The organism is Microbacterium sp. JC 701, from assembly GCF_021026215.1.
In the GTDB taxonomy this organism is placed as follows: domain Bacteria; phylum Actinomycetota; class Actinomycetes; order Actinomycetales; family Microbacteriaceae; genus Microbacterium; species Microbacterium algihabitans.
The window spans coordinates 444,402-469,180 of sequence record NZ_JAJNCV010000001.1 but is presented as its reverse complement, the minus strand read 5'-3'; the positions used below and the strand labels follow the sequence as shown (position 1 = coordinate 469,180).

Genomic DNA, 24,779 nt, shown 5'->3' with positions numbered 1-24,779 from the left:
ATCTAAGAAATAAGCTAGAGAGAGGGTAGAGAAAGATAGATTGTCGCGATGCTTCCTGAACTGAATCCGTTCCGGCCCGGCGCGGGGGTCCGGCCGCCGGAACTCGTTGGTCGGCAGAACGAGATCGACCTCGTGGACCTGATGGTCGCCAAGAATCGCGCGCGACGCAACGACGGCGGGCTTATCACTTACGGACTTCGAGGCGTCGGCAAGACGGTTCTTCTCAACGAGCTCCATCGCAACGTAGATCGAGCAGGGTGGGTCACCGTGCAATTCGAAGCGCGGCCCGGCTCGGCGGGGAAGCTCGTCTCGCGCCAGTCCCTCGCCCGTGGTGTCGCGATGGCAGGGCGACGCATGGCACGATTTCGGACCGCGGTTGCGGAAGTACGAGCAGCGGTCTCCACCGTCTCCTCATTCGCTCTCACCGTCGCTGGCGTGTCTCTCAACCTCGGCGTCGAGCCATCCGACCACCGCGCGAACTCCGGACTGATGGAGGTGGACCTCGAAGAGGTGGTCGCTGACCTCGCACTCCCTCTTCAGAAGAACCAGAGCGCACTCGCGATCTTCGTGGATGAGATGCAGGATCTCGATCAGGACCTCCTCACGGCTCTCCTGGCCGTTCAGCACAAAGCAGCGCAGTCCGATTGGCCGTTCTTCGTCATCGGAGCGGGATTGCCGACTTTGCGGCGAACTCTGGCCGAAGCCCGCCCATACTCCGAACGCTTCGCCCTCCATGAGGTGGGGGCGCTGACGAGGGCGTCGGCAAAGGAGGCGGTCGTTCGACCCGCTGGTCAACTGGGGGTCGCGTTCGCTGAAGACGCCGTCGACGCGATAGTCGACGAGGCGCAGGGTTACCCGTTCTTCTTGCAGACGTACGGCAAGGCGGTCTGGGACCTCACACCGGATCGGCACATCGACCTCGAGGTCGCCAGAGCGGGGATCGCCGAAGGGAACGCCGACCTCGACCAGGGATTCTTTCCTGCGAGGTGGGATCGGACGACCGCTGCCGAGCGACAGTACCTTCGGGCCATCGTCGATGTCGGCGGCAGTGTGGCGAGTACATCGGCCGTTGCCGAACACATCGGAGTCATCCCGTCCGCTCTCAGCCCGGCGCGCCAGTCGTTGATCGAGAAGGGGATTATCTACGCGGAACGGCGTGGATACGTCGGCTTCACCGTCCCCAACATGGACCGCTTCATCGTCCGCCAGGTCCAGCTTGACGACTGACCGACTTTACGCACGGCTGAGTAGGCTCGGGGCATGAGCGTCGACCTCGAAAGCCTCTACACCGACCTGCACGCCCACCCCGAGCTGTCGTTCCAGGAGACGCGGACGGCGGGCATCATCGCCCGCCACCTCGCCGACCTGGGCCTCGAGGTCGAAGAGGGAGTGGGCCGCACCGGTGTGGTCACGAGGATCGACAACGGCGACGGACCCGTCGTGTGGCTGCGTGCCGACATGGACGGCCTCCCCGTCGAGGAGCAGACCGGCCTCGCCTACGCCAGCACGGTGCGCGGCACCGATCCGGCCGGAAACGCCGTTCCGGTGATGCACGCGTGCGGCCACGACATGCACGTCACCGCGCTGATCGGCGCGCTCGAGCGACTCGTCGCGACCACCGACGAGTGGTCGGGAACCGTGGTCGCGGTGTTCCAGCCGGCCGAGGAGTACGGCGCGGGTTCGAAGGCGATGATCGCCGACGGTGTGCTCGAGCGATACCCGAAGCCCGACATCGTGCTCGGCCAGCACGTCACGCCCCTGCCCGCCGGCGTCATCGGCGTGCGCCCGGGAACGCAGATGGCGGCCTCCGACGGCCTCACCGTGATGCTCTACGGCCGCGGCGGCCACGGTTCGCGCCCGCACTCCACGATCGACCCGGTCGTCATGGCGGCCGCGACCGTCATGCGCCTGCAGACCGTCGTCTCGCGCGAGGTCGACCCGCGCGACGTCGCCGTCGTGACCGTCGGCTCGATCCACGCCGGGCTGAAGAACAACATCATCCCCGCCGAGGCGAAGCTCGAGCTGAGCCTGCGCTACCCCGACGACGCGGCCCGCGAGCGCGTGATGACGAAGGTCGAGCGCATCATCCGCGCCGAGGCCGCGGCATCCGGAGCCGAGAAAGAACCCGTCATCACGACCGACCACACCCTGCCGCCCACGATCAACGACGCGGATGCCACGGCCCGCCTCACCGAGGCGTTCCGGCGTTCGTTCGGCGAGGGCTCTGTCGTCGACCCCGGCATGTTCACCGGCAGTGAAGACGTGTCGTGGTTCGCGCGCGAGTCGGGTGCCCCGCTGGTGTTCTGGTTCTGGGGAGGCGTCGACCCGCAGACCTTCGCCGACGCCCTCGCCGGCGGCACGATCGAGCGCGACATCCCGACGAACCACTCCCCCTTCTTCGCGCCGGTGATGCAGCCGACGATCGACCGCGGCGTGGAGAACCTCGTCGTGGCGGCGCGGGAGTTCTTGGGCTGAGACCCGGCTCGCGGGGAGGATCGGGCGCGCGCGGCGTGGATGCTCGCGGCGCCCGGGCCCTCACTCCTGCGCGTATGTCGCCAGACGCATGGTGGCCGTCGCGCTGTGGGCCGCCATGCCCTCGGAGTCGGAGATCGTCTGCACGGCCTCGGCCAGATCGGGCGTGGCCTCTCGGCTGATCCGCTGGTAGGTCAGCGGCTTGACGAAGCGCGACACCGACAGGCCGGCACTGTGCTTGGCTCCTCCCGCAGTGGGCAGCACGTGATTCGTTCCCGCCATGCCCTTGTCGGAGTAGGCGACGGTGCTCCACGGACCGAGGAAGATCGACCCGTAGTTGCGCAGGTTGTCGTGGTACCACCCGTCGTCGATCGTGATCACTTCGAGGTGCTCGGGGGCCAGATCATCCATGAGGGCGACCGCCGTCTCGCGGTCGGCGGCGACCGTGACGGTTCCGAAGTCGCGCCATGCAGGGCCCGCGATGGGCTCCGTCGCCAGGGTCTCGAGCTGGCGCTCGACCGCGGCGATGACGGCGCGGCCATGCTCCTCCGACGTCGTGACGAGCGCCGCCGGGGAGTTGGGGCCGTGCTCGGCCTGACCGAGCAGGTCGGCCGCCACGATCTCGGGGTCGGCGCTGTCGTCTGAGAGCACCGCCACCTCGGAGGGACCGGCCAGCAGGTCGATGGCGACGGTCCCGAACAGCTGACGCTTGGCCTCCGCCACGAAGGCGTTGCCGGCCCCCACGAGCATGTCCACGGGGAGGTCGCCGAGGAGCCCGTAGGCCATCGCCGCGAGCGCCTGAACGCCGCCGAGGACGAAGACCCGGTCGACACCCGAAAGGTGGGCGGCGTAGACGACGGCGTCGTTCGCGCCCCCGTCGGGCTGCGGCGGCGTGCAGGCGATGACCGTGGGCACTCCCGCGGCCTTCGCGACGCCGACCGTCATGAAGGCGCTGGCTGTCAGGGGGAAGCGCCCGGCGGGCAGGTAAGCGCCCACCCGGGACACCGGCACGTAACGCACCCCGGTGGTGAGTCCCGGCACGAGCTCGGTCTCGAAATCGTGCAGCCGACCGCGCTGCTCGGCGGCGAACGCCTTCGTGCGTTCCGATCCGAGTTCGATCGCTGCGCGGAGATCGGGGGCGAGACGGTCTCCGCTGGAGGCGATCTGCGCGCTCGACAGCTCGATGTCACCGCCCTCGTACCGGTCGAGGGTGCGCGCGTAGTCGAGAACCGCATCGAGACCGCGCCCCTGGATGTCGGCGAGCATCTTCGAGACCGTCGAGATGACGGCCGGATCGCGCTGGGCGGCGGGAGCGTCGACGAGCGGCGTCTTGAGGTGGTGGAAGGAACCGTCGAGTCGCTCGAGGAGCGCGGGAGTGAACTGCATACGGGAACGCTAGAAGATCGCCTGACACCCCACAAGAACGATGGATGCGATGGGAACCACAAGGTTTACCTTTATCTCATGACGATTACCCAGCTGCGCGCGTTCCTCACCGCGCTCGATCGAGGCTCTTTCACGGCCGCAGCCGCCGAGCTCGACACGAGTCAGGCATCCGTGTCGGAGCTGGTCGCCCGTCTCGAGCGCGAACTCGGTGTGGCGCTCTTCCGCCGTGGCGGGCGCCGCCTGGTGCCGACCGAGTCGGCGCTGGCCCTGCGCGCGCACGCCGAACGGGCCGTCGGCGCCATCGATCACGGCATCGAGACGATGCGCGCGCATAACGCGCTCGAGGCGGGCACCTGCACGTTCGGCGTGCTGCGCAACGCCGCCTACTACGACCTCTCCGAGCTCCTCCAGCGGTTCCACGAGCGCCATCCGGGCGTGCGCGTGCGGATGGTCGGCATCAACTCCGCCCTCGTCGCCCGGTCGATCGCCGCCGGCGAAGTGGAGGCGGGACTCCTGGTCCTGCCCGTCGATGAGACGGGATTGACGATCACTCCGCTCTTCCGCGACGAGGTCGTCTTCGCCTCGGCGCGTGCCGACGCCCCGACCGGGCCGGTCGACCTCGCCGAAGTGGCGGCATCCAAACTCGTGCTGTACGACGCGTACGCGGGGTGGGACGACCCCACCCGTCGGCAGCTGCGCGAGCGAGCCAGCGCGCGCGGCCTCACGCTGGAGCCGGCGATCGAAGTCGAGAACGTCGAGACCGCTCTCGGCCTGGTGTCGTCGGGGACGGCGGACACCATCGTGTCGCGCTCGATCGCCGAGTCGGCGACCTTTCCTGCGGAGATCCGCGTGGTGCCGTTCGCGGAGCCGCTATGGGACACGATCGCGCTCGCCCGGAGGGAGGGCGCCGACCTCTCGCCCGCCGCAGGACGGTTGGCCGGCATGGCGCAGGAGATGCTTCGCACGCGGATGAGACGGCATCCGGGACGGATCGCACCGGAGTGAACGCCGGGTCAGACGTAGAGGTCGGGCCGACGGTCGCCGAAGAGGTCGTTGTGCGGCGGGAGGGATTTGTCGGAGGGGTGGCGGAGCCTGAGCGTCGCTGAGACGCGATCCGCTCCGTCGGCCGCGTCCGCGGCGACCCACCCGTCATCGTCGATGACGGCCGTCCCTCCCGTCCAGGCCACCCCGCGCTCGGACCCGCGACGGTCGGCGATCACGGTCGCGAGGCGCGAGGATCGAGCCGCGGCCATCGCCTGGATCGTCTCGGGCGCGCGCTCTCCTCCCGGCCGGTCGACGAGCGGCCAGTTGACCGGCAGAGCGAGCACCTCGGCCCCGGCGAGCGCCAGGCGGCGGGGCACCTCAGGGAACTCGTTGTCGTAGCAGATGGCTAGACCGAGCCTTCCGATGGGGGTGTCCACGACAGCGCCGGCCGCATCACCGGCCGCGAAGAACCGCGACTCGGCACCCCACAGATGCGCCTTGCGGTAATCGGCGATGCGCCCGGACCTCGTCAGGACGGCGGCGGTGTTGAAGATGTGCGCCCCCGCGTCTTCCGCGTACCCGACGACCGCGACGACCCCCTCGGGCAGGACGGCGGAGAGCGCTTCCCACAACGGATCGTCGCGGCGGAGAGAGGCGCCGCGGGCTTCCTCCGCGTCGCGGAAGACGTACCCGCTGGTGGCGAGTTCGGGCGCCACCAGGAGTTCCGCGCCGGAGGCGACGGCCTCGACCATCGCGACGCGGAGCAGGTCGACGTTCGCCGCGACCTCGCCCACACGGATGGCGGGAGAGATCGCGGCGACCCGGAGTTCGCGTGCGCCGATCAGTCGTCCTCCGTCGCGGTCACCATCACACCGACGGGGGCGAGGTAGCCGTTCGGGTCGATCATCCAATCGGCGTCGCGAGCGGCGTCGACGACTTCGGGAGCCCACTCCAGGTAGACGCGGTCGTCTCCGGAGTTGATGACGAGCAGTTCGCCCGCTCCCGCGTCCCCGGCGTCGATGCAGCGGAAGGTGCGCCATGCGCCGGCCGGGACGGAGAACGAGTCGGACGGGTCGAGTTCGACGGTCGTCGAGGGGTCGCCGTTGAGCGTCACCGTCCACCGGCCGCTCTTGACCAGCACTGCCTGGTTCTTGTCGTGGCGGTGACGAAGAATCCCCTCATCGGCGGCGGCTCGCACCCACGCCATGTTGAAGGAGTGCGGTTCGTGGATGCGGGGCACCTGGCGGCGGTCCTCCGTCATGCCGTAGCCGATCGCGAGGCTCAGCTCCGCCGCGCCGCCCGGAAGGCTCGCGCACAACAGCGCGTTCGCGCTGTAGACCCGGTCGCCCGGCTGGATGACGCGTTCGCGCATCTGCTCGACGGTGAAGGGGGTGAGCTCGTCGATGTAACGCTGCTGGATCGGCTTGATGAGGGCGACGTCCGTGGGCAATTCATCGCCGGCGACGGTGTCGATGAGCTGATTGTCGGCGGTGAGGTGGAGACCGTAGGACTCGGCTTCCTTGAGCACCGACGGACCCCAGATGATGCCTCCGGTCACGTCGCGACCGAGGACGGTCCAGAGGATGCCGTCGTCGGGACCCTCGTTCGTGAAACCACGGAAGATCCATGTGGGGATCGAGATGATGTCCCCATCGGTGCTGACGTACTCCCCCTGTTTGCCGTCGATCCCCCATCGAAGACGGAATTCCCCGCCCAGGTTGACGAAGACTTCCGCGGTGAAGTGGAGGTGCAGGTTGTTGGAGATCCCGTTCGGCATGCCGGCGGCGCCCGTGTTGAAGCCGTGCTCTTCGGTGAGGTTGATGACCTGGCCGGCGTTCTGCGAGACGCCGCCACCGATGAACGCGTAGTTCTGCTTGCGGTCGGAGCCGGGCGTGCGGCAGTCGATGAAGGCGGCGTTGTGCGGAGCCCAATCGCTCTTGCGGATGGTTCGGCGCTCGATCTCCGCTGCGTCGACGACCGTGTCGTGGCTGAGGTGGTCGGTACTCATTGTTCTCTTCCTTCGTTGGATCAGTAGATGTTTCCGAGGACGACGGGCTCGTCGCCTCGCATTCCGGCGATCTGGGCGCGCAACGCGATGTCGTCCCACAGCCGCACCTCTTTGACGAGGGCGCCCTGATGGAAGGTGAATTGCGAGATGCCGAGGACGTCGACGGGCCGACCCGTGAGCGGGCCGTAGTTGGCCACGCCGTTGTAGTCGCCGATGAACTTCCAGGTCACAGCCACACGCAGACCCGCATACCGGACGTCGTAGTTCGTCTGGATGTCGCGGATCTCGAATCGACCCGACGGGAACGACTCGAGGAACCGCAGGAGCGCGCGCCGGTATCCCTCGGGCCGGATGACGAGGCGGTTGCCCACCGTGAGCAGGACGAGGTCGCGATGGAAGAAGCGCTCGACCTTCTGCAGGTCGCGGTCGTTCCAGACCGTCTCGATCATCTCGACGACACGCTCCACCTCGGGGCGGTATTCGTCGGGCCGAGGTCCGGAGTCGCCCACGGCGATGGGGTCGGCGGGGGCGGGCTCCGTCCAGGTACCGCTGTACCCGCGGAAGGCCTGGGCTCGAGCGAGTTCATCGAGGTCGCTTTGCAGGATGAGGGCGCCGGCGAGCGTGTCGCGCACCACCCACTCTTCGACCATCCGTCCGCGGCGGTACAGACAGTTGGCGATGGTGCGGCTGTATTCGGACGTCTGCAGGTGCCCCGAGAGCACGAGGTGCGAGCTGAGGAAGGCGTCGTCGCCGCGCGCCTCCCAGATGACGTCCTCGGCCTGACCGGTGCGGTCGGGAGTCGCCGAGATGCGCATGAGCGTTCCCTCGATCACCTCGTCGCGGGTCGTCGAGGTTCCGTAGGCACCGTGGACGATCGAGTCCGGCTCGTAGTTGTCGCGGATGAAGCTGATGGACCGATCCACCCAGATCAGATCCGTGACCTCGCGGATGAAGTCGTCGGGATCCGCGTACGGCTGGTAGGCGACCGGGTCGAGAGACACTCGAGGCTCCTTCGAGTTCAGGCGTCTGTATCGACGCGGCAGGTGTTGTCCGCAGTGTATGCGTATGCACAACACTGATGCAAGCACCTGAGCGCGAGGAGCCGGGGGGTCAGGCCCGTCGCGCCGAGCCGAGCGTGCGGCGCTCGATGAATGTCGTCGCGAACTCCACGTGCGCGAACTCCGACGGCTGGTCTTCGATGCGCTGCACCATGAGACGGGCGGCCTCTCGGGCCATCTGCACGTAGTCGTACGCGATCGTCGACAGTTCGATCAGCGGCCAGGACGCGGGGGGAAGGTCGTCGAAGCCGACGATCGAGACGTCGTCCGGCACCGACGCCCCGGCCCGGCGCGCTGCGTTCAGGGCACCGTAGGCCATGACGTCGTTGCCGCAGAAGATGAGGGAGGGCGCTTCCGCCAACCCGAGCAGCTCCGCCGTCGCCGCATCACCGGCTTCCGTGTCGAACGGGCCGTGTCGCACGGCCTCCGGATCCAGAGAGATGCCTCGCGCGGTGAGCGCGGAGCGGAGGGCGAGCTCGCGCGAGCGCCCCGTGCTCGTGTTCTGCGGACCCAGGACCGCCCCGATCCGGCGATGGCCCAGGGCCAGCGCCCGGTCGACGGCGACCTCGAACCCGGCGGCGGGCGCCACGATGGTGGCGTCCGCATCGACCAGGGCGGCGGTGCGGTTGAAGTAGACGAACGGCAGCCCGCGGTCGCGGAGCCGCAGCGGCACGACCGATTCGACGGTGGTGGTGGCCAGGATGACACCATCGAGACCGTTCGCGATGAGCCTCTCGGCGACCGACTCGTCGGCGGTCTCGGTATGCAGGACGAGCTGGTACCCACACGCCTCGAGCTCTCGATGCAGAGGCGCGATGATGTGCGCGTAGAACTGGTTCTCGAGATCGGTCACGAGCAGGCCGATCCGTCTCGTGCGGCCGGACGAAAGAGCGCGCCCCGCTTCGCTCGGGACGTAGCCGAGAAGAACGGCCGCGTCGCGGACGCGCTTCTTCGTCTCTTCGGACACCCGGGGGTCGTCGCGGAGGGCGCGCGAGACGGTGGGTTGGGAGACGCCGGCCAGACGAGCGACGTCTCTGCTCGTGACGGCCATGGAACCCCCTGGCGACTCAGGTGCTGAGGGCTGAAGTCTAGCGAAAGGTTGACCCCGTGTGCATACGCAGTCATGATAAGCACATACGTATGCACGAGAGGACGCGAAGATGCCCCTGTTCCTGAAGAAGGCGCCCACGAAGTCGTTCACCGACACGGCGCAGAGCGACGTCGCCGCGCGAGTGGGCACGATCATCGACGACATCCGCGCGAACGGCGACGACGCCGTACGCCGGTACGCGTCGCAGTTCGACCGCTGGGACGGCCCCTTCCGGCTCGACGACGACGACGTCACGCGCATCATGGCGACACTGGACCCGCAGGTCATCGACGACATCCGCTTCGTCCAGGAGCAGGTGCGCACCTTCGCCCAGGCGCAACGCGATTCGCTCGTCGACATCGAAGTCGAGACGCTGCCGGGGGTGCACCTCGGACAGAAGCACGTCCCCGTCCGCGCCGCGGGGGCTTACATCCCGGGCGGGAAGTACCCGCTGACGGCCTCGGCGCACATGACGATCATCACCGCCAAGGTGGCCGGCGTGCCCCGCGTGGTGGCGTGCACCCCGCCGATCCGCGGCGAGATCCCCGCCGCCACCGTGGCCGCGATGAAGCTGGCCGGGGCGGACGAGATCTACATCCTCGGCGGGGTGCAGGCGGTCACCGCCATGGCCGTCGGCACCGAGACCATCGCCCCGGTCAACATGATCGCCGGCCCTGGCAACGCCTACGTCGCCGAAGCGAAGCGCCAGCTCTTCGGGGAGGTGGGCATCGACCTGTTCGCCGGCCCCACCGAGATCTTGATCGTCGCCGACGATGACGCCGACCCCTTCCTGACGGCCGTCGACCTCCTGTCCCAGGCCGAGCACGGCCCCGAGTCGCCGGCGGTGCTCATCACGATGTCCCGCGCACTCGGCGAGCGCGTCATGGATCTGATCGAAGACCTTCTCCCCGGCATGTCCACGCGCGACTACGCCGAGCCCGCGTGGCGCGACTGGGGTCAGGTGATCGTGGTCGAGGACCTCGACGAGGCCTACGCCCTCGCCGATTCCTTCGCGTTCGAGCACGTGCAGATCTTCACGGGGGAGCCTCGCGCCGCCCTCGAGAAGATGCACGACTACGGAGCGCTCTTCCTCGGAGAGAACACCTGCGTCTCGTACGGCGACAAGGTGATCGGCACCAACCACGTCCTCCCGACGCTCGGAGCCGCGCGGTACACGGGCGGACTCTGGGTGGGCAAGTACCTGCGCACCATCACCTACCAGGAGATCACCGACACCGCCTCCTCCGCGAAGCTTGGCGAGGTATGCGGGCGCGCGGCACGCGTGGAGCTCTTCGAAGGCCACGCCCGATCAGGCGATGCTCGCGCCTGGCGCCACGGCGGGGCAACGTTCCCGTGGATCGAGGACAGTCGAGCGGGCGCACGATGACCACTCTCGCCGGGCGCACCGCCCTCATCACCGGAGGGGGCAGCGGACTCGGGGCGGCCATGGCCCGCGCTCTGGCCGCAGCCGGCGCCGACCTCGTGATCACGGGCCGGGACCAGCGAAAGCTCGATGCCGTCGCCGCGGAGATCCCCGGCACGCGGGCGGTGACGTGCGACGTCGCCGACGAGGATTCCGTGGCACGCCTGCGCGACGACCTGTCCGGCACCGAGGTGTCGATCCTGGTGAACAACGCCGGGATCGCCGGGCCCGTCGCCGCCCTCACCGACATCGGCGTGCAGGAGTGGGACGAGGTGTTCGCCGTCAACGTCCGGGGCACGTTCCTTTTGTGCCGCGCGTTCCTCCCGCAGATGGTCGAGCGCGGTCGCGGCGACGTGATCAACGTGGCATCCGTGTCGGGTAAACGCCCCCTCGCCCACCGCACGCCCTACACCGCGTCGAAGATGGCGATCCTCGGCCTCACTTCGACGCTCGCTTTCGAAGTCGGCCCGAGCGGGGTGAACGTCAACACCCTGTCGCCGGGCCCGGTCGCCGGAGAACGCATGTCGCGCAACTTCCGGCTGGAAGCCGAGCGTTCCGGAAGCTCCGTCGCCGACGCCGAGTCGGCGTTCGTCTCGCGGGCAGCCCTCGGACGCATGGTGACCGAGGCCGAGGTGGGGGCGGCCGTAGTGGCGATGCTGTCGATGTCGGGGATGTGCGGCGCAGACATCGATCTGTCGGCGGGGATGATCGCGTGAGCGCGCTCGTCGGGGGCGTGCGTCCCGCATCCCTTCGCGCTCGGGCGGAGGCGGGCGACCGGCTCCTCGGCGCCCTGCTGCGCATGCCGAGCGAGGAACTGGTCGAGATGCTGGCCGTCGCCCGCTTCGACTTCGTGCTGATCGACGCCGAGCACGGCCCCGCCGACCTGATCGCCCTCCGTCAGCACATCGCCGTGGCCGCCGTCCACGACGTTCCGGTCATCGTGCGCGTGGGCCAAGACGACCCCGGCATGATCCTGCGCGTCCTCGATCAGCGCGCTCAGGGCGTGCTCGTGCCGCACATCGACGACGCGGTCGCGGCAGCGGCGGTGGTCTCCGCATCCCACTATCCACCGCTGGGCACCCGGGGCTTCGCCACGTACAGCCGCGCCGGGCGGTTCGGCGAGACGCCTGCCGAGGAGCACCGCGAGTGGTATCTCGCGAACACCCTCGTCTTCGGGATGGTCGAGTCGCCGGCCGGCGTCGCCGCCGCCGAAGCCATCGCGCGCACCCCCGGGCTCGACGGGATCATGATCGGCCCCGCCGACCTCGCGGCCTCGTCGGGGCCCGAGGATCTCCCCGTCGCCGAGGCCACGGCGGTGGTGAACCGCGCCATCACCGCGGCAGGAAAGCTGCGGATGGACATCGTCGGCACGCCCGCGGCGGCGATCGCCGCCTTCGACGACGGAGCCCGCCTGGTCGTCTACAACCTCGCGTCCTCGTTGATGAGGCATCTGCACGACCTCCGCGCCGCCCGCGACTGAACGGGCGGCTCAGCGCACTGCCGCCCCGAGACCCGCGCGCCACGAATGCACCGCGGCTCCGAACTCCGCGGGCCGCTCGAGGGCGACGAGATGCCCGGCGTCGAGTCGTTCGCGCCGGACCTCGGGGAGGGCTGCCGCGATCTCGTCGTGGAACGACGGCGGGCACAGCGCATCGTCGGCCCCTTCGATGACCAGCGATGGGGTCCGCACCGCCCGCAGACCAGGCCGCAGATCGATGCGCGTCGCCTGCAGGCGTAGTTGCGCCGCCAGCACGGCATCCGGGGTCTCCTCCCCCATCCGCAGGACGCGCTGAACGAGATCGGGGCGCGACGCGCGCACCCGAGGGGACAGGAGCAGAGGAAGGATGCCGGCCTGCAGCTCGACCGGAGTCTCGCCGGCGGCGAGGCCGTCGAGCCACCGCTGCCACCCGACGCGTTGCGTGGGGGTCGGCGCCTTGGCGTTCGCCGCCGCGATGCAGAGACCGCTCACCCGCTCGGGGGCGCGCACCGCGACAGCCATCGCGACGATCGCGCCGAGCGACAGTCCCCCGATGACGAAGGTGTCGGGGAGTTCCGCGAGGAGGCGATCGACCTGGGCGTCGAGATCGCCGACGTCCATCACCGGGGTCACAGCATCATCGAGTCCGCATCCCGTCCACAGGTCGGGCGTGCAGTTCATCCCCGCGAGGAGGACGAGCGGCACGGGCGGCATCCGTCACCCCTTCACGGCGCCGTCGCTGAGACCGGCGACGAGGTACTTCTGCGCGATGAAGGCGATGATCACGACCGGAATGGTCAGGAGCATCGATGCGGCCCCCGCCTGCTGCAGCATCGGCAGAGTCTGTCCCAGCTGCGTGGCGATGAACACCGGGACGGTCTTCGACGAGGTGTCGGTCAGCACCAGAGCGGTGAGGTACTCCTGGAAGGCGAAGAGGAAGACGAAGATGCCGGCGGTCAGGATGCCGGGACCCATGAGCGGGATCATGACCCGGCGCAGCATGCCGATGCGCGTGCAGCCGTCGATCATGGCCGCCTCATCGAGCTCACGCGGGATCTCCGCGAAGAAGTTGCGCAGCAGCCAGATCGTGAAGGGCTGATTGATCGCGACGAGCGCGATCGCCAGGGCGAACGTCGTGTCGTAGATCCCGAGAGCACGGCTGATGTCGTACATGGGCAGCACCACCGCGAAGCGGGGCAGTGCACGGAAGATCAGGGCGAGCACGAGGAGCAGGGCCGAGATGTAGCTCGGGAAACGCGACAGGGCATAGGCGGCCGGGATGCCGATGATCAGCGCGATCAGCGTCGAGATCACCGCGACCGAGAGGGTGTTGACGAGGTAGTCGGCGAAGTAGGTGGTCTCCCACAGATCGACGAACGCCTTGAGGGTCGGCTCGTATCCCGTGAGCACCGGCGGGTTCGCGAACGCCACGTCGGTCGGCTTCGTCACCGAGAGGGTCATCCAGATGAACGGGCTCAGCATGAGGAAGCACAGGATGCCGAGGAGCAGGCCCGTCACGCCTCGGATGCGGCGTCGCGGGCGGGGTCGACGGTTCTTCCCCTCGATGTCGCCGGTGGTGATGGCGCGCGTGGACAGCGCCTCGCTGCTGAGGGTCATCGGGCGGCCTTCGCTTCCTTGAAGATGCCCCGGATGAACGGGACGAGCATGACCAGGATGAGGAGGATGGTCAGGACGTTGATGGCACTGCCGAGGCCCAGCTCCTGGGCTCCGTTGGCGAACGCCACGGAATAGACGTAGAGCATGATCGACTCGTTGCCGATCGTCTCCGCCTGCGGGGAGAGCGGGATGAGGGCATCGAAGATGCGCAGGACGTCCATGATGGTGATGAGGCAGACGAAGCCGAGAACCCCCCGCATCGTGGGGATGATGACCTGGAGATGGGTCTGGAACGCGTTGGCCCCGTCGATGCGGGCCGCCTCGCGCAGCTCGACCGGCACGCCCTGCAGACCCGCCAGGATGATGAGCATCGCGAAGGGCAGCATCTGCCACACGGTGTTCAGGATCACCAGGAACGCGTTGGGCACCTGGTCGGTGAACCAGAGCACCTGCGTGCCCCCGAGGAAGCCGATCAGCCTGTTGACCACGCCCCCGAAGTTGTCGTCGAATAACCACGAGAACGCGACGGCGCCGACCAGGTTCGGCAGGACGTACGACACCAGCATGATGCCGAGCACCAGGGGCCGGGAGATCCGCAGCGTGTTGACCGCGATCGCGATCAGGTATCCGAAGACCGGGAGGATCGCGGTGGTCACCACGGTCACGACCAGGGTGAACACGACCGCTCGATGGAAGCGGGGGTCGCCGAGGGCGTCCGTGAAATTCGCGAGCCCGACGAAGGTTCCGGGAACGCCGTACCGCACGTTCTCAAAGCTCCACTGCACGGTGCGCACAAGGGGGAACACCAGAAGGGCGCTCATGATGGCCAGGCTGGGGGCGAACAGCACCCAGAACTCACGTGCTTTCACGCGACGTCTCCTCTCGATGCGCCCCAGCCCGGTCGTCATCGACCGGGCCGGGGCCCATTCCTACACCGTGGGTGGGATGATCCCGGGGCTCAGCCCGCGATCTTCTCCCCCGCTGCCTGCATCTGAGTGGCGGCATCGTCCACCGAGACCCCACCGGCCAGGAATTGCGCGACGATCGGGGTGATCTCGTTGCTGATCGGCGCGAGGATGGGCGACACGACCGGCGGCATCGCACCGGCGATCGAGTCGTTGGCCGCCTGGCCGTAGGGCGAGTTGTCCGGCGTGACCATGCCCTCGCGAGCGGGGTACGCGGCGGGGACCGACGCCTTCGACGCGTCTTCGCTGACCGCCGACGCCATCATCTCGAACAGCATCTTGTGGTCGAGCGTGGTGTTGAAGGGGATCGACCACCCGTCGATCGAGAGACGGTCGTACAGGTACGGCGCGGACGCCGAGACCTTCGGGGGTGCGGCGAAGCCGAACGAGTCGGACAGCTTGCTGTTCTCGGCCTTGGTCAGGTCGCTCATGCGGCCCGAGAACATGATCGACATGGCAGCGGTGTCGTTGTACATCTGCTGCTGCACCTTGGGCTGGTCGAACGTGGTGACCTGCGGGTCCATGTAGGGCTGCAGGCTCTGCATGGCCTGCAGCGCCTCCTTGGCCTCCGGGGTGTCGAGCGTGACCTTTCCGTCGGCGGTGACGAAGTCGGCTCCGAGCGAGTTCATGATCGCCTGGAAGCTCGTCGCGACGTCGGCCGTGGCGAGCCACGGGAGGGCGATGGGGTACTGCATCTTGCCCGATGCCTTGATCTTCTCGGCGGCGGCGATCATGTCGTCGAACGTCTTCGGAACTTCGATGCCCAGCTCGTCGAAGACGTCGGTGCGGTAGGCCATGACGAACATCTGCGCCTGCATCGGCAGCGCGTAGAGCTTGCCGTCGTACGACATGCCCTGGCGCATCGACTCGCTGATGGCGTTCAGGTCGTACTTGTCGGCGTACTCGGCGAAGAGATCGTCGAGCGGGACGAGTTTGTCGTCGACGGCGAGGCTCGGGATGACGAATCCGTAGGTCTCGACGATGTCGTAGCTTCCGGTCTCGCCCGAGAGAGTGGCCGTCGTCTTCGTCACCTGGCCGCCGAAGTCGATCGGGTCGTGCTTGACCGTGACGTCGTCTTTGGTGCAGCTGGAGACCATCGTGTCCGTGAAGGGGTCGATGGCGGAGGAGTTGTAGGCGAGCACGTTGACCGTGGTCGCGGATTCGGGTGCGGTGTAGTCGCAGGCGACCTCGGTGGCGTTCTCGTTCCCCGTGCGGCTACCCGCGCCGCATCCGGAGAGGGCGAGTGCACCCACGGCCACCGTGGCGGCGAGGGCGATAGCGCGCTTCTTTGTGGATGACATGGCCACACCGTATACGTATGCATAGCGTTTAGGGAAGCCTAAGTGCGCGTCTATACGGGTAACGATCGTGTTTCGTGAATACGTATGAGTGACAGGTCACTTGATGCCGCTCCGCGCGAAGCCGGCCACGAAGTACCGCTGGAACACCAGGAACACGATCGCGATCGGCACCACGTTCAGCAGTGCGTAGGCCATCGTGGCGCCGTAGTCGCTGCCGAACTGGCCCTGCAGGTAGAGCAGGCCGATCGGCAGGGTGAAGAGGCGGTTCTCGCGCAGGGCGATCAGGGGCCAGGCGAAGTCGTTCCACGACGACAGCAGGCTCATGAACACCAGCACCGCGATGAGCGGCTTCGACAGCGGCAGCACGACCCGCAGGAACGTCTGCACGTGCCCGGCGCCGTCGAGGCGCGCGGCCTCGATCAGTTCGCGCGGGATGCCGAGCATGAACTGCCGCGCGAGGAAAAGCCCGAACGCCGAGGCCGACACGGGCAGGATCACCGCCCAGTAAGTGCCGTACAGCCCGGTCGCGGTGACGATGCGGAACAGCGACACCATGATCACCTGCACGGGCAGCACGAGCGTTGCGAGCGCGAGGAAGAACAGCGCGGTCGATCCGCGGAAGCGCAGCTGCGCGAACGCGTACCCGGCGAGCAGGCTCGTGCTGACCGAGATGAGGGTCACCACCACCGCGATCGCCACCGAGTTGCCGAACCAGGTCGCCACGGGGAACGAGGCGAACACGCGCTCGAAGTTCTCGAAGGTCACCTCCCGCGGCCACAGGCGCAGCTCCCGCCCCCCGAGCAGCTCGGCGCGCGACGAGAAGGCGACAGCGAGCATCCAGTACAGCGGCGACACGGCGGCGAGGCCCACCACTGCGACGATGAGGGTGCGCACGATCGCACTCCCCCGCCGCGACCGGTCGCGGGCACGCCGACCCGGCGTCACCGCGGGCGGGGCGAGGGGGGACGCGGATGCCGTGGTATCCAGGCGCTCATCGAGACTCACTCGACCACATCCTTGGTGCGGGAGGCGCGGTACTGCGCCGCGGCGAACACGAGGGCGAACAGGAAGAGCACCATTCCGATCGCGGCGGCGTAGCCCTGGTCGCGCGTGACGAACCCGGTCTCGTAGGCGTAGGTGACGAGCACGCTCGTCGCGCCTGCCGGGCCCCCGCCGGTGAGGACGAACACGATATCGAAGACCTGGAACGAGAAGATCACGTTCAGCACCACGAGGAAGAACGACGTGGGCCCGAGCAACGGGATCGTGACGTTGCGGAACCGCTGCCACCGGTTCGCACCGTCGAGGGTCGCCGCCTCGTACAGGTCGGGGCCGATGCCCTGGAGTCCCGCCAGATAGATGAGCATGTTGAAGCCCGTGCGCCACCACACCGTCGCCAGCACGATGGTCGCGAACGCGGGCACCGGATCCGACTGCCAGGTGACGGGTGAGAGGCCGACGGCGGTGAGGATGCGGTTCAGGATGCCGGAGTTCTGGTCGAACACGAGCACGCCGATCAGCGCGGTGGCCACACCCGACACGGCCATCGGCAGGATCAGCAGCGAGCGCCAGAGCGGTCGGGCGGGCAGGGCGGTGTTGAGCAGGGTCGCGGCGACCAGGCCCAGCAGCATCGACAGCGGCGTCACGAGCAGCGTGAACAGCACGGTGTTGCCGAGCGCCCGCCAGAACAGCGGGTCGCCGACGAGCCGTGCGTAGTTGTCGAGGCCCGCGAAGGTGCCGTCGCCGAATCCGTCGGTGCGCTGCAGGCTGACGAAGAATGCCCCCACCAGCGGCACGAGCACGAGCACCAGCAGGAGCAGGTAGTTCGGCGCGAGGAACCCGTACGCCGCGAGCGCCTCGCGACGGGCGCCGGGGCGGCGGGTGCGCAGGCGCTCCCCCCGCTCCGGTCGGCCCTGTCGCGACAGGCGCGGTCGGGCGACCGCGGTGTCAGCCACCGGTGGCCGCTCCGATGCCCGACTGCAGGTTCGTCACCGTGGTCGCGGCATCTTGGGCGCCGGTGAAGGCGAGGTCGAGCTGCTCTTTGAGCACCGGGATGATCGCCGACATCGAGGGGCTCGCGACCTGCGCGACGTCCTGCGGCTGCACGAGCGAGGCCTGACCGGCGAAGACCGGCGCGAGCTCGGGCCGCACCGCGAACTCGAGCTGGTCGTTGAGCAGGTCGCCGCGGGTGGGCAGAAGGGATGCCGCGCGGCAGAAGTCGCGCATGGGAGCGGCATCCGTCACGAACTCCAGGAACGCCGCCGCCAGCTCGGGCTGCTGCGTGTTGGCGGTCGCCACGAGCGCGTTGCCGCCGAAGTCGCTGCCCGCACGGACGTTGCGGGGCGCGTAGGTCGCCGTCCATTCGAAGTCGGCCGTGGTGTCGGCATCCGGGATCTGGAAAGCCCCCGACCACACCATCGCCACCGACTGCGAGAACCACGACTCGGCCGCGTAGCTCGAGGAGGCGATCGTGTTGTTCGCGGGCACGTAGTTCTTGGTGAAGAACGAGCTCGAGAACTCCACGGCCTGACGCGCCGCGTCGGAGTCGATCGCCGGGGTCTTCTGGTCGGACTCCAGGAACGCGCCGTCGGACTGGAAGAGCAGGCTCAGCCAGCGGGTGACGCCGTTGCCCTGCCAGTTGTATGCCCACGGCCAGCGGTCGGCCGGGAGGCCGGCGCGCAGTCGCCCGCCGAGGGCGTCGAGCTGATCCCAGGTCCACGCGTTCTCGGGCGAGGTCGGGATCTCGGACGCGTCGATCCCGGCCTGACGGAACAGGTCGAGGTTGACGAGGATCGCCGAGGTGTCGGTGTGGTGCGGCAGGCCGAAGGTGCCGTCGCCGTTCTGCACCGCCGCCCACGCCTGCGGGGTGAACTGCCCCTGGTGGTCGGCCGACAGCAGCGGCTTCAGGTCGAGCAGCTGGCCGCGACCGGCGTACGCGCCGAACGTGTAATAGGGCACGCGGAAGATGTCGGGCGGGTTGCCCGCCTGCAGCTGCGCGTCGATGTTGGTGAACATCTGCTCGTAGGGAACGGCGTTGAGCTCGACGGTCGAGCCCTCGTTGGCCGCTTCGAACGCGGCGATCGCGGCGCGGAAACCCGCGAGCTCGGCATCCGTCCCCCACGTGGTGAAGGTGAGGGTGCCTTGACGTTTCTCGGCGGGGGCGGTCTGCACGAACCCGCAGCTGGCGAGGAGGAACGGCAGCGCGAGCGCTCCCGATCCGGCGAGGAAGGTCCGACGTGTCAGGGGCATGGCGTTCTCCGATGTGTCTTCGCGAGGAGCGGACGCCGGGGCCGCGCTGCTCCTCGGGGCCGACGGTACGCGCGCGGATCCGTCGCACCGGGGGGTTGCGGAAACCGCCCCGCGTCTGCGCGCCCAGCGATTTCACGCCGCGTCCAGCCCCCTGTTCTCGGGCCGCGCCGCGGGTAGCGTCACGCCCGTGACCTTCAACGACAACGCCCGCGTCGGCAACAACACCGCCAAGCGACGCGGCGGCACCGTGGCCGCGGTCGGCGGTGGAGCCGTCGGCGTCGGCGGCATCGTGGTGCTGCTGATCTCGCTGTTCACCGGCACCGATCTCACCGGTCTGCTCGGCGGAGGCGGAGCCCCGGCGGCCCCGCAGAGCGGCGGCGAACGCGTCGCCAGCTGCGATACGGGCGCGGATGCCAACAGCAACGACGACTGCCGACTCGCGGCCGCATCTCTCAACCTCGACCAGTTCTGGGGGAACACCCTCGAGGGGTACCGGGCTCCGCAGCTGATCATCGTCGACGGTTCGACCTCGACCACGTGCGGCACGGCCTCGAACGCGACCGGGCCGTTCTACTGCCCGCCCGATGAGACGGTGTACGTCGACCCCACCTTCTTCGCGATCCTGCGCGAGCAGTACGACACCACCGCGGGTCCCCTCGCCCAGCTGTACGTGCTCGCCCACGAATACGGCCACCACGTGCAGAACCTCATCGGCGTGATGGACCAGCACCCGAACAACGGAACGGGTCCCGACAGCAACGGCGTGCGCACGGAGCTGCAGGCCGACTGCTTCGCCGGCGCGTGGGTGGCGAACGCGGGCGAACAGGTCGACGAGACCGGCACGCCCTACCTCGAGCCCCCGACCGACCAGCAGATCACCGACGCCCTCGCGGCGGCCGCGGCCGTCGGCGACGACCACATCCAGGCGGAGTCGGGCGGGGTCGTCAACCCCGAGAGCTGGACCCACGGTTCGAGCGAGCAGCGCCAGCGGTGGTTCGACACCGGCCGGCAGGGCGGCGTGAACGCCTGCGACACGTTCTCGGTGTCGGGCTCGAGCCTGTAGGTCTGCGGACCCGCGGCGGGCCGGGCGCGCGCCGCGGGCCGGGGTCGCGCCGCGGGCCGGGGTCGCGCGGTCGTGCGGACCCGGAGGGCGACACGCCGGTCCCGGATGCCGTGACCCCGGCGCGCCGCACGCCCGATCCGCAGGACGGCGGACGTCGACGAACGGCCGGGCCGATCGACATCCGGCGCCGCGTCCGACACCCCGCGGGGCCGAGGTCATGCCGTCGTGCGGACCCGGAGGGCGACACGCCGGTCCCGGATGCCGCGAACCCGGCGCGCCGCACGCCCGATCCGCAGGACGGCGGCCGTCGACGAACGGCCGGGCCGATCGGCATCCGGCGCCCGCGTCCGACACCCCGCGGGGCCGAGGTCGCGCCGTCGTGCGGACCCGGAGGGCGACACGCCGGTCCCGGATGCCGCGAACCCGGCGCGCCGCACGCCCGATCCGCAGGACGGCGGCCGTCGGCGGCCCGCGGGTCAGTCCTCGCGCGGGCGCGTGCGAACGATGATGACGATCAGCACGACCACCAGCACGAGCACCCCGCCACCGGCGAGGAGTCCGATGACCAGGCCCGACGGGGCGCCGCCGTCGGAGGCCGGGGCGGATTCGACCGGAGCCGCGGTCGCGCCGGCGGCGCTCGCGCACGCCGAGGTGTCGGATCCGGCCGAGGTGCTGGCGCCGGTGTAGGTGAAGGGGATGACGCCCGAGACGGGGTGGCCGTCGGACGAGACGGCACGCCACTCGATCGAGTAGTCGCCGGGGTCGCCGAGGGACACCGCGGTGGTGAGATTCGGTCCCGCGAGGGCGGCGCACTCGCTCTCGTAGTGCCGGCCGTCGGGGCCGAGCACGATGACGATGTTGCCGCCGTCGTAGCCGAGCAGGTTGGCGCTGAAGTCGAGCGAGACCTCCGACAGCGACGACACGCTCTCGCCCTCGGCCGGCGACGACGACACGAGGCTGTCGTGCGCCGAGGCCGCGGTGGCCCCGCCGAGGGCGGCGGTCATCGCGGCTGCGACGACCACCGCCCCGGCCAGAACCCGACGCAGCGTGTTCCGGGAGCCCATGATCAGGCGCGCTTCGACCGGCGCGCGAAGGCGAGGGCACCGAAGACGGCGCCGACGGCCGCGACCACGAGGGCGGCGATGCTGAGGCCGAGGGCCACGCCCGACGAGTCGTCGCTCGAGGCGGCGGCCGCGGTCATGTCATCGGCGGTGTGGTCGGTCGAGCCGGTTGCGGTCGTGCCGTGGCTGTGCTCGGCCGTGGGCGGGGTGTCGGTGATGTAAAGCACGGGCGCCGGCTCCAGCGAGTCGTCGGCCGCGACCTGGTCGGGCGTCGCCGCCCAGTCGACGACCTCTCCGTCGGAGTAGGTCTGCTCGGCGGGGAGCAGGATGTGCCCGGTGTCGGGCACGGGTCCGAGCACGGCCGAGAACATCTGGAACTGGTCCTGTCCGATCCCCACCCCCGGGTCGGCCTGCCACACGATCTTCAGCGGCGCATCGGTGATGGTGTTGCCGTCGACCTCGACGGGGGCGGGGAGCGCCCCCTTCTCGACGGTCGCGGTCCAGCCCGGAACGGGCTCGACGAGAACCGCGCTGAGCGGGGTGTCGGTGGGCAGGGTCACCTCGACCTTGACGGTGGACGCCGTCTCGGACTCGGTGGGGACGCGGAAGTTGACGGTGGCGTAGCTGCCGGGAGTGGCGGTGTTCGGGTTGACGGTGACGTGCGCCGAGGCCGCCAGCGGCACGGCGACGGCGAGAGCGGCGCCGGCGGTCAGGCCCAGGATGGTACGGCGAAGGGTGGTCTTGCGAGACATGGTTGCTGCTTTCTGCAAGTGCGCACACCGAAGAGGCGTTTCACGCGCGAGATGAGGGGTCGAGGTCAGGCCGCGAGCGGCGGACCCCGGTGCCTCATCGGCGACAGCACCGTCATCGCCCGCGGCAGCAGCAGCGGCTCGGGCGCGGTGCGCACGGCATCCGTGTGCGCGGCGATGCCGCGGAACGGACGCAGAACCAGCAGAGCGGCGATGAAGAAGCGGGCGATCGCCTGCGCGGCGCGCTCCCCCCGGCCGAGCGCCAGGATCGTCACGACGGCGGCGAAGGCGTGCGCCGCCCACATCCACGGCGAGTGCATCGAGTGGAGTGCGACGGCATGCGTGGATGCGGCCGTATCGATGACGACGGCGGCCGTGCCGTGGTGGCCCCCGCTCACGGTGGCGCCGTCACCGCGCAGATCAAGGATCAGGATTCCGTGGAACAACGCCTGGCTGAGCGCGACAGCCGCCGACAGGCGCCACCACGACATCGCCCGCCCGGCCAGCAGCACGCACACCGGCGTGGCGAGGAAGAGGGCGACGGCGATGTTGATCGCGGACGGCAGAGCGGAGTCGACCGCGCTGTGCGAGACGGTGGCGAGGAAGGTCGCGACAGCGGCCGCGGCGACACCGCGACCCGCGCGCTGAGCGCGCCCTGCTCTCGACGACATGGGACTCCTTCTCGTCCAGCCTATTCGGCGCGCGGCGCCGGTCCGGCGGTGGTGGTCCGTCGTCGAGACAGGTCGAGGGCGGGCCGCGGCCGGGCACAACGGCGGAGGATCTCGGCGGCACGCCGAGCCACGGCATCCGGAGACGGCGTGTCGGTCACGATCCCCGCCACCGTGCGCGCGAGCAGGGCCCGCAGATCAGGCCGAGCCGGCCCGCAGCGCTTCCCACGCGTCGTGCGCGGCGTCGGCCAGCAGTTCGACGTCGGGCACCGCGAGCGGATCGACGCAGAAACCCACGCCGAGCCAGCGGTCGTTCGAGATCGCCGCGACGCGCAGCGCATGGCGCGGGCCCGGCTCCGACGAGGTGTAGACGTGCGCACCCGTCGCCCGGCGACGGCGACCGCGACGCGGGGTCCGGGCACGTTCGAGATCGCGAGCGCGAACTCCCGCGGGTCGTCGGCGAGCCCGCGTGCGAGGACCCCCACCGGACCGGCCGCGGCGAGCGCGTGGAAGAGCTCGTCGAGCGACCGGGCGTCGTGCCCGCGCTTGCGTTCGCGGGTCTGCGCGCTGAGCAGGTCGAGGCGCCGCAGGTCGTCGGGCTCGTGCAGGTGCAGGTCGAGGTCGATGAAGGAGTCGCGGTTTCCGGATGCCGCGGCATCCTCCCCCCGCTCGTGCAGGCTCACCGGCACCTGGGCGTTGAGCCGCGGGGTGTGCCCGTGGTGCAGGAGGCGCCGGCGCAACGCGCCCCCGATGACGGCGAGGAGCACGTCGTTGACGGTCGCGTGATCGGCGCGGGAGGCGCCGACGGCCCGGGCCTCGGCGAGTGGCACGTCGACGAAGGCGAGCGCGCGGCGCGCGGTGATCGGCCGGTCGAACGGCGATCGGGAACCGGGGTGACCGAGCTCGCGGGCGAGGGTCTGCGGCATCCGCTCCCATTCGCTCCAGCGGGTCGGCCGCGCCTCGGGGTCGCGCACGCCGACGTCGTGGGCGGGCGCATCGTGCGGTTCGAAGACGATGCTCTCGAGGAAGCGCACGGCCGTCAGCCCGTCGGCAACTGCGTGGTGCAGGCGTACCGCGAGGGCTTCGCGGCCGTCGGTGAGCGGGCCGATGAGGTCGATGCTCCACAGGGGGCGCGAGCGGTCGAGCGGCTCCGACATGAGGTGTCCGACGACGGCGCGCAGCTCGGTCGGATCCGCCGCCGCGCGCTGCCGCACGTGGTGCGCGAGGTCGAGGTCGTCGGCATCCGCCCACGACGGAACGCCGCGGTCGTCGACGACCACCTGCCGCCCGCGGGGGAAGGCGGGAAGCCGTTCGGCGACGCTCGCGCGCAGGGCCTCGAGGTCGAGGGCTCGGCCCGGCTCGAGCACGAGGAGCTTGAGCGCGTGTCCGCGCACGACGTCGGACTCCAGCGCCAGGATGCGGGCGTCTGCGGCCGACAGCGGCTCGTTCATGCCGCAACGGTAGCGGCCCGGGGCGTGTTCGGTAGCGTCGGATCATGGCCGATGACGCGATCCACGACACCGACTCCGCCCTCGCCTACGGCTCCGCCCTGCTGCACGGTGAGCGCGTGCGGCTGCGAGGCCTCACGGATGCCGACCTCGACCCGCTCGTCGATTGGTGGCGGCGCAGCGACAGCGCTGCGCTGCAGCAGAACAGCGTGACGGTTCGTCCGGAGGCGGCGGTGCGCGAGATGTTCCAGATCTGGAGCCGCAACGACTCCCCCGGCGGAGCGGGCTTCAGCATCGACGACGAGACCGGGAACCTCATCGGACACGCGACCCTCTGGGGCGCCACCCTGCCCGCACGCGTCGCCACGTTCGCGATCGTGATCGGTCCCGACGCCGTCGGTCGGGGATATGGAACGGATGCCACGCGCACGATGCTGCGCTACGCGTTCGACGAGCTCGGGGTGCGCAAGGTCGAACTACGCGTGTGGGCGTTCAACGATCGCGCGATCCGTGCCTACGAGAAGGCCGGGTTCGTGCGCGAAGGCGTGCGTCGGCAGGTGGCCTTCCACGGCGGGCGGTTCCACGACGAGGTGCTGATGGGAGTGCTCGCGGAGGAGTTCCGCGGCCGCTGACGAGCGCCTCAGTCCTCGACGGCGCGAGGGATGTCGCGCCGCTGGTGAAGCACGCGATGAACGCGGACCACGTCATCGTCGCTCGTGCACGCCACGAGCGCGGGGAGGTGTTGACTTCGCCGCGCAGC

The 24,779-nt window shown here is 69.6% G+C and carries 24 protein-coding genes; 8 read left to right on the top strand and 16 right to left on the bottom strand.

Annotated elements, in window-relative coordinates; genetic code table 11:
* Positions 1-48: 48 nt before the first annotated feature.
* A complete protein-coding gene (locus LPW41_RS02305; protein ID WP_230704008.1) occupies positions 49-1,227 on the top strand; it encodes an ATP-binding protein in 1,179 nt (392 codons plus the stop codon).
* A 33-nt stretch (positions 1,228-1,260) separates the two neighbouring features.
* Complete coding sequence (locus LPW41_RS02300) at positions 1,261-2,475, top strand: amidohydrolase (RefSeq protein ID WP_230704007.1); 1,215 nt, start codon at positions 1,261-1,263, stop codon at positions 2,473-2,475.
* 60 nt (positions 2,476-2,535) lie between these two features.
* On the opposite strand, the gene hisD (LPW41_RS02295) is transcribed toward LPW41_RS02300, so the two are convergent.
* Positions 2,536-3,858, bottom strand: a complete 1,323-nt coding sequence (hisD, locus tag LPW41_RS02295) for a histidinol dehydrogenase (RefSeq protein ID WP_154096915.1) — start codon at positions 3,856-3,858, stop codon at positions 2,536-2,538.
* Positions 3,859-3,936: 78 nt separating this feature from the next.
* Here hisD (LPW41_RS02295) and LPW41_RS02290 point away from each other — a divergent pair, with 78 nt between their 5' ends.
* Positions 3,937-4,863, top strand: a complete 927-nt coding sequence (locus LPW41_RS02290; RefSeq protein ID WP_154096916.1) for a LysR family transcriptional regulator — start codon at positions 3,937-3,939, stop codon at positions 4,861-4,863.
* An 8-nt stretch (positions 4,864-4,871) separates the two neighbouring features.
* On the opposite strand, the gene LPW41_RS02285 is transcribed toward LPW41_RS02290, so the two are convergent.
* From LPW41_RS02285 to LPW41_RS02270, 4 genes are all read right to left on the bottom strand, one after another.
* Positions 4,872-5,792 carry a nitrilase-related carbon-nitrogen hydrolase gene (locus LPW41_RS02285; protein WP_262346250.1) on the bottom strand — a complete coding sequence of 307 codons (921 nt, stop codon included), beginning with the start codon at positions 5,790-5,792 and terminating at the stop codon, positions 4,872-4,874.
* On the bottom strand, positions 5,684-6,850 hold the full coding sequence (locus LPW41_RS02280) for a cupin domain-containing protein (RefSeq protein ID WP_154096918.1): 1,167 nt from the start codon (positions 6,848-6,850) through the stop codon (positions 5,684-5,686). Before LPW41_RS02280 ends, LPW41_RS02285 begins: the two co-directional genes overlap by 109 nt.
* A gap of 20 nt (positions 6,851-6,870) precedes the next feature.
* The gene (locus LPW41_RS16975; protein ID WP_154096919.1) at positions 6,871-7,851 is read right to left on the bottom strand and encodes an ester cyclase; all 981 of its coding nucleotides are present in this window, start codon (positions 7,849-7,851) and stop codon (positions 6,871-6,873) included.
* A 109-nt stretch (positions 7,852-7,960) separates the two neighbouring features.
* The gene (locus LPW41_RS02270; protein WP_187358429.1) at positions 7,961-8,959 is read right to left on the bottom strand and encodes a LacI family DNA-binding transcriptional regulator; all 999 of its coding nucleotides are present in this window, start codon (positions 8,957-8,959) and stop codon (positions 7,961-7,963) included.
* A gap of 109 nt (positions 8,960-9,068) precedes the next feature.
* Between LPW41_RS02270 and hisD (LPW41_RS02265) the strand changes: the two genes are divergently transcribed.
* From hisD (LPW41_RS02265) to LPW41_RS02255, 3 genes are read left to right on the top strand one after another with little or no spacing between them, the layout of a single operon-like run.
* Positions 9,069-10,385, top strand: coding sequence for a histidinol dehydrogenase (hisD, locus tag LPW41_RS02265; RefSeq protein ID WP_230704006.1), 1,317 nt, complete (start codon positions 9,069-9,071; stop codon positions 10,383-10,385).
* Positions 10,382-11,137 (top strand): SDR family NAD(P)-dependent oxidoreductase, encoded by a 756-nt coding sequence (locus LPW41_RS02260; RefSeq protein ID WP_154096922.1) that lies wholly within the window; start codon positions 10,382-10,384, stop codon positions 11,135-11,137. The genes hisD (LPW41_RS02265) and LPW41_RS02260 overlap by 4 nt, the downstream gene beginning before the upstream one ends.
* Complete coding sequence (locus LPW41_RS02255) at positions 11,134-11,901, top strand: HpcH/HpaI aldolase/citrate lyase family protein (RefSeq protein ID WP_230704005.1); 768 nt, start codon at positions 11,134-11,136, stop codon at positions 11,899-11,901. Before LPW41_RS02260 ends, LPW41_RS02255 begins: the two co-directional genes overlap by 4 nt.
* Positions 11,902-11,910: 9 nt before the next feature.
* Here LPW41_RS02255 and LPW41_RS02250 read toward each other — a convergent pair whose 3' ends face one another.
* The 7 genes from LPW41_RS02250 to LPW41_RS02220 form a co-directional block, all read right to left on the bottom strand.
* The gene (locus tag LPW41_RS02250) at positions 11,911-12,603 is read right to left on the bottom strand and encodes an alpha/beta fold hydrolase (RefSeq protein WP_230704004.1); all 693 of its coding nucleotides are present in this window, start codon (positions 12,601-12,603) and stop codon (positions 11,911-11,913) included.
* 12 nt (positions 12,604-12,615) lie between these two features.
* Positions 12,616-13,515 (bottom strand): carbohydrate ABC transporter permease, encoded by a 900-nt coding sequence (locus LPW41_RS02245; RefSeq protein ID WP_154096924.1) that lies wholly within the window; start codon positions 13,513-13,515, stop codon positions 12,616-12,618.
* Complete coding sequence (locus LPW41_RS02240; protein WP_230704003.1) at positions 13,512-14,384, bottom strand: carbohydrate ABC transporter permease; 873 nt, start codon at positions 14,382-14,384, stop codon at positions 13,512-13,514. Before LPW41_RS02240 ends, LPW41_RS02245 begins: the two co-directional genes overlap by 4 nt.
* An 89-nt stretch (positions 14,385-14,473) precedes the next feature.
* Positions 14,474-15,781: an ABC transporter substrate-binding protein gene (locus LPW41_RS02235; RefSeq protein ID WP_154096926.1), complete on the bottom strand. Its 1,308-nt coding sequence runs from the start codon at positions 15,779-15,781 to the stop codon at positions 14,474-14,476.
* 96 nt (positions 15,782-15,877) lie between these two features.
* Positions 15,878-16,786, bottom strand: a complete 909-nt coding sequence (locus LPW41_RS02230) for a carbohydrate ABC transporter permease (RefSeq protein WP_230704002.1) — start codon at positions 16,784-16,786, stop codon at positions 15,878-15,880.
* Positions 16,783-17,736 (bottom strand): carbohydrate ABC transporter permease, encoded by a 954-nt coding sequence (locus tag LPW41_RS02225; RefSeq protein ID WP_230704001.1) that lies wholly within the window; start codon positions 17,734-17,736, stop codon positions 16,783-16,785. Before LPW41_RS02225 ends, LPW41_RS02230 begins: the two co-directional genes overlap by 4 nt.
* Positions 17,729-19,030: a sugar ABC transporter substrate-binding protein gene (locus LPW41_RS02220; RefSeq protein ID WP_230704000.1), complete on the bottom strand. Its 1,302-nt coding sequence runs from the start codon at positions 19,028-19,030 to the stop codon at positions 17,729-17,731. The genes LPW41_RS02225 and LPW41_RS02220 overlap by 8 nt, the downstream gene beginning before the upstream one ends.
* A 187-nt stretch (positions 19,031-19,217) precedes the next feature.
* Here LPW41_RS02220 and LPW41_RS02215 point away from each other — a divergent pair, with 187 nt between their 5' ends.
* Positions 19,218-20,093 carry a neutral zinc metallopeptidase gene (locus LPW41_RS02215; RefSeq protein WP_144830549.1) on the top strand — a complete coding sequence of 292 codons (876 nt, stop codon included), beginning with the start codon at positions 19,218-19,220 and terminating at the stop codon, positions 20,091-20,093.
* Between the two features lie 476 nt (positions 20,094-20,569).
* Here LPW41_RS02215 and LPW41_RS02210 read toward each other — a convergent pair whose 3' ends face one another.
* The 4 genes from LPW41_RS02210 to LPW41_RS02195 all read right to left on the bottom strand — a co-directional run bounded on the left by LPW41_RS02210 (position 20,570) and on the right by LPW41_RS02195 (position 24,022).
* Positions 20,570-21,157, bottom strand: a complete 588-nt coding sequence (locus LPW41_RS02210) for a copper resistance CopC family protein (protein WP_230703999.1) — start codon at positions 21,155-21,157, stop codon at positions 20,570-20,572.
* 2 nt (positions 21,158-21,159) lie between these two features.
* On the bottom strand, positions 21,160-21,906 hold the full coding sequence (locus LPW41_RS02205) for a YcnI family protein (RefSeq protein WP_230703998.1): 747 nt from the start codon (positions 21,904-21,906) through the stop codon (positions 21,160-21,162).
* A gap of 65 nt (positions 21,907-21,971) precedes the next feature.
* Positions 21,972-22,574, bottom strand: a complete 603-nt coding sequence (locus tag LPW41_RS02200; protein WP_230703997.1) for a hypothetical protein — start codon at positions 22,572-22,574, stop codon at positions 21,972-21,974.
* Between the two features lie 20 nt (positions 22,575-22,594).
* Positions 22,595-24,022 (bottom strand): wax ester/triacylglycerol synthase domain-containing protein, encoded by a 1,428-nt coding sequence (locus tag LPW41_RS02195; protein ID WP_230703996.1) that lies wholly within the window; start codon positions 24,020-24,022, stop codon positions 22,595-22,597.
* Between the two features lie 44 nt (positions 24,023-24,066).
* On the opposite strand from LPW41_RS02195, the gene LPW41_RS02190 reads away from it, so the two are divergent.
* The gene (locus tag LPW41_RS02190) at positions 24,067-24,651 is read left to right on the top strand and encodes a GNAT family N-acetyltransferase (RefSeq protein WP_230703995.1); all 585 of its coding nucleotides are present in this window, start codon (positions 24,067-24,069) and stop codon (positions 24,649-24,651) included.
* Positions 24,652-24,779: the final 128 nt, after the last annotated feature.

Coding starts and splice junctions, on each gene's coding strand:
- LPW41_RS02210 (WP_230703999.1), bottom strand. CDS start 21,157: ATGGGCTCCCGGAACACGCTGCGTCGGGTTCTGGCCGGGGCGGTGGTC.
- LPW41_RS02195 (WP_230703996.1), bottom strand. CDS start 24,022: ATGAACGAGCCGCTGTCGGCCGCAGACGCCCGCATCCTGGCGCTGGAG.
- LPW41_RS02205 (WP_230703998.1), bottom strand. CDS start 21,906: ATGTCTCGCAAGACCACCCTTCGCCGTACCATCCTGGGCCTGACCGCC.
- LPW41_RS02235 (WP_154096926.1), bottom strand. CDS start 15,781: ATGTCATCCACAAAGAAGCGCGCTATCGCCCTCGCCGCCACGGTGGCC.
- LPW41_RS02190 (WP_230703995.1), top strand. CDS start 24,067: ATGGCCGATGACGCGATCCACGACACCGACTCCGCCCTCGCCTACGGC.
- LPW41_RS02305 (WP_230704008.1), top strand. CDS start 49: ATGCTTCCTGAACTGAATCCGTTCCGGCCCGGCGCGGGGGTCCGGCCG.
- LPW41_RS02200 (WP_230703997.1), bottom strand. CDS start 22,574: ATGTCGTCGAGAGCAGGGCGCGCTCAGCGCGCGGGTCGCGGTGTCGCC.
- LPW41_RS02280 (WP_154096918.1), bottom strand. CDS start 6,850: ATGAGTACCGACCACCTCAGCCACGACACGGTCGTCGACGCAGCGGAG.
- LPW41_RS02270 (WP_187358429.1), bottom strand. CDS start 8,959: ATGGCCGTCACGAGCAGAGACGTCGCTCGTCTGGCCGGCGTCTCCCAA.
- LPW41_RS02220 (WP_230704000.1), bottom strand. CDS start 19,030: ATGCCCCTGACACGTCGGACCTTCCTCGCCGGATCGGGAGCGCTCGCG.
- hisD (WP_154096915.1), bottom strand. CDS start 3,858: ATGCAGTTCACTCCCGCGCTCCTCGAGCGACTCGACGGTTCCTTCCAC.
- LPW41_RS02245 (WP_154096924.1), bottom strand. CDS start 13,515: ATGACCCTCAGCAGCGAGGCGCTGTCCACGCGCGCCATCACCACCGGC.
- hisD (WP_230704006.1), top strand. CDS start 9,069: ATGCCCCTGTTCCTGAAGAAGGCGCCCACGAAGTCGTTCACCGACACG.
- LPW41_RS02300 (WP_230704007.1), top strand. CDS start 1,261: ATGAGCGTCGACCTCGAAAGCCTCTACACCGACCTGCACGCCCACCCC.
- LPW41_RS02290 (WP_154096916.1), top strand. CDS start 3,937: ATGACGATTACCCAGCTGCGCGCGTTCCTCACCGCGCTCGATCGAGGC.
- LPW41_RS02260 (WP_154096922.1), top strand. CDS start 10,382: ATGACCACTCTCGCCGGGCGCACCGCCCTCATCACCGGAGGGGGCAGC.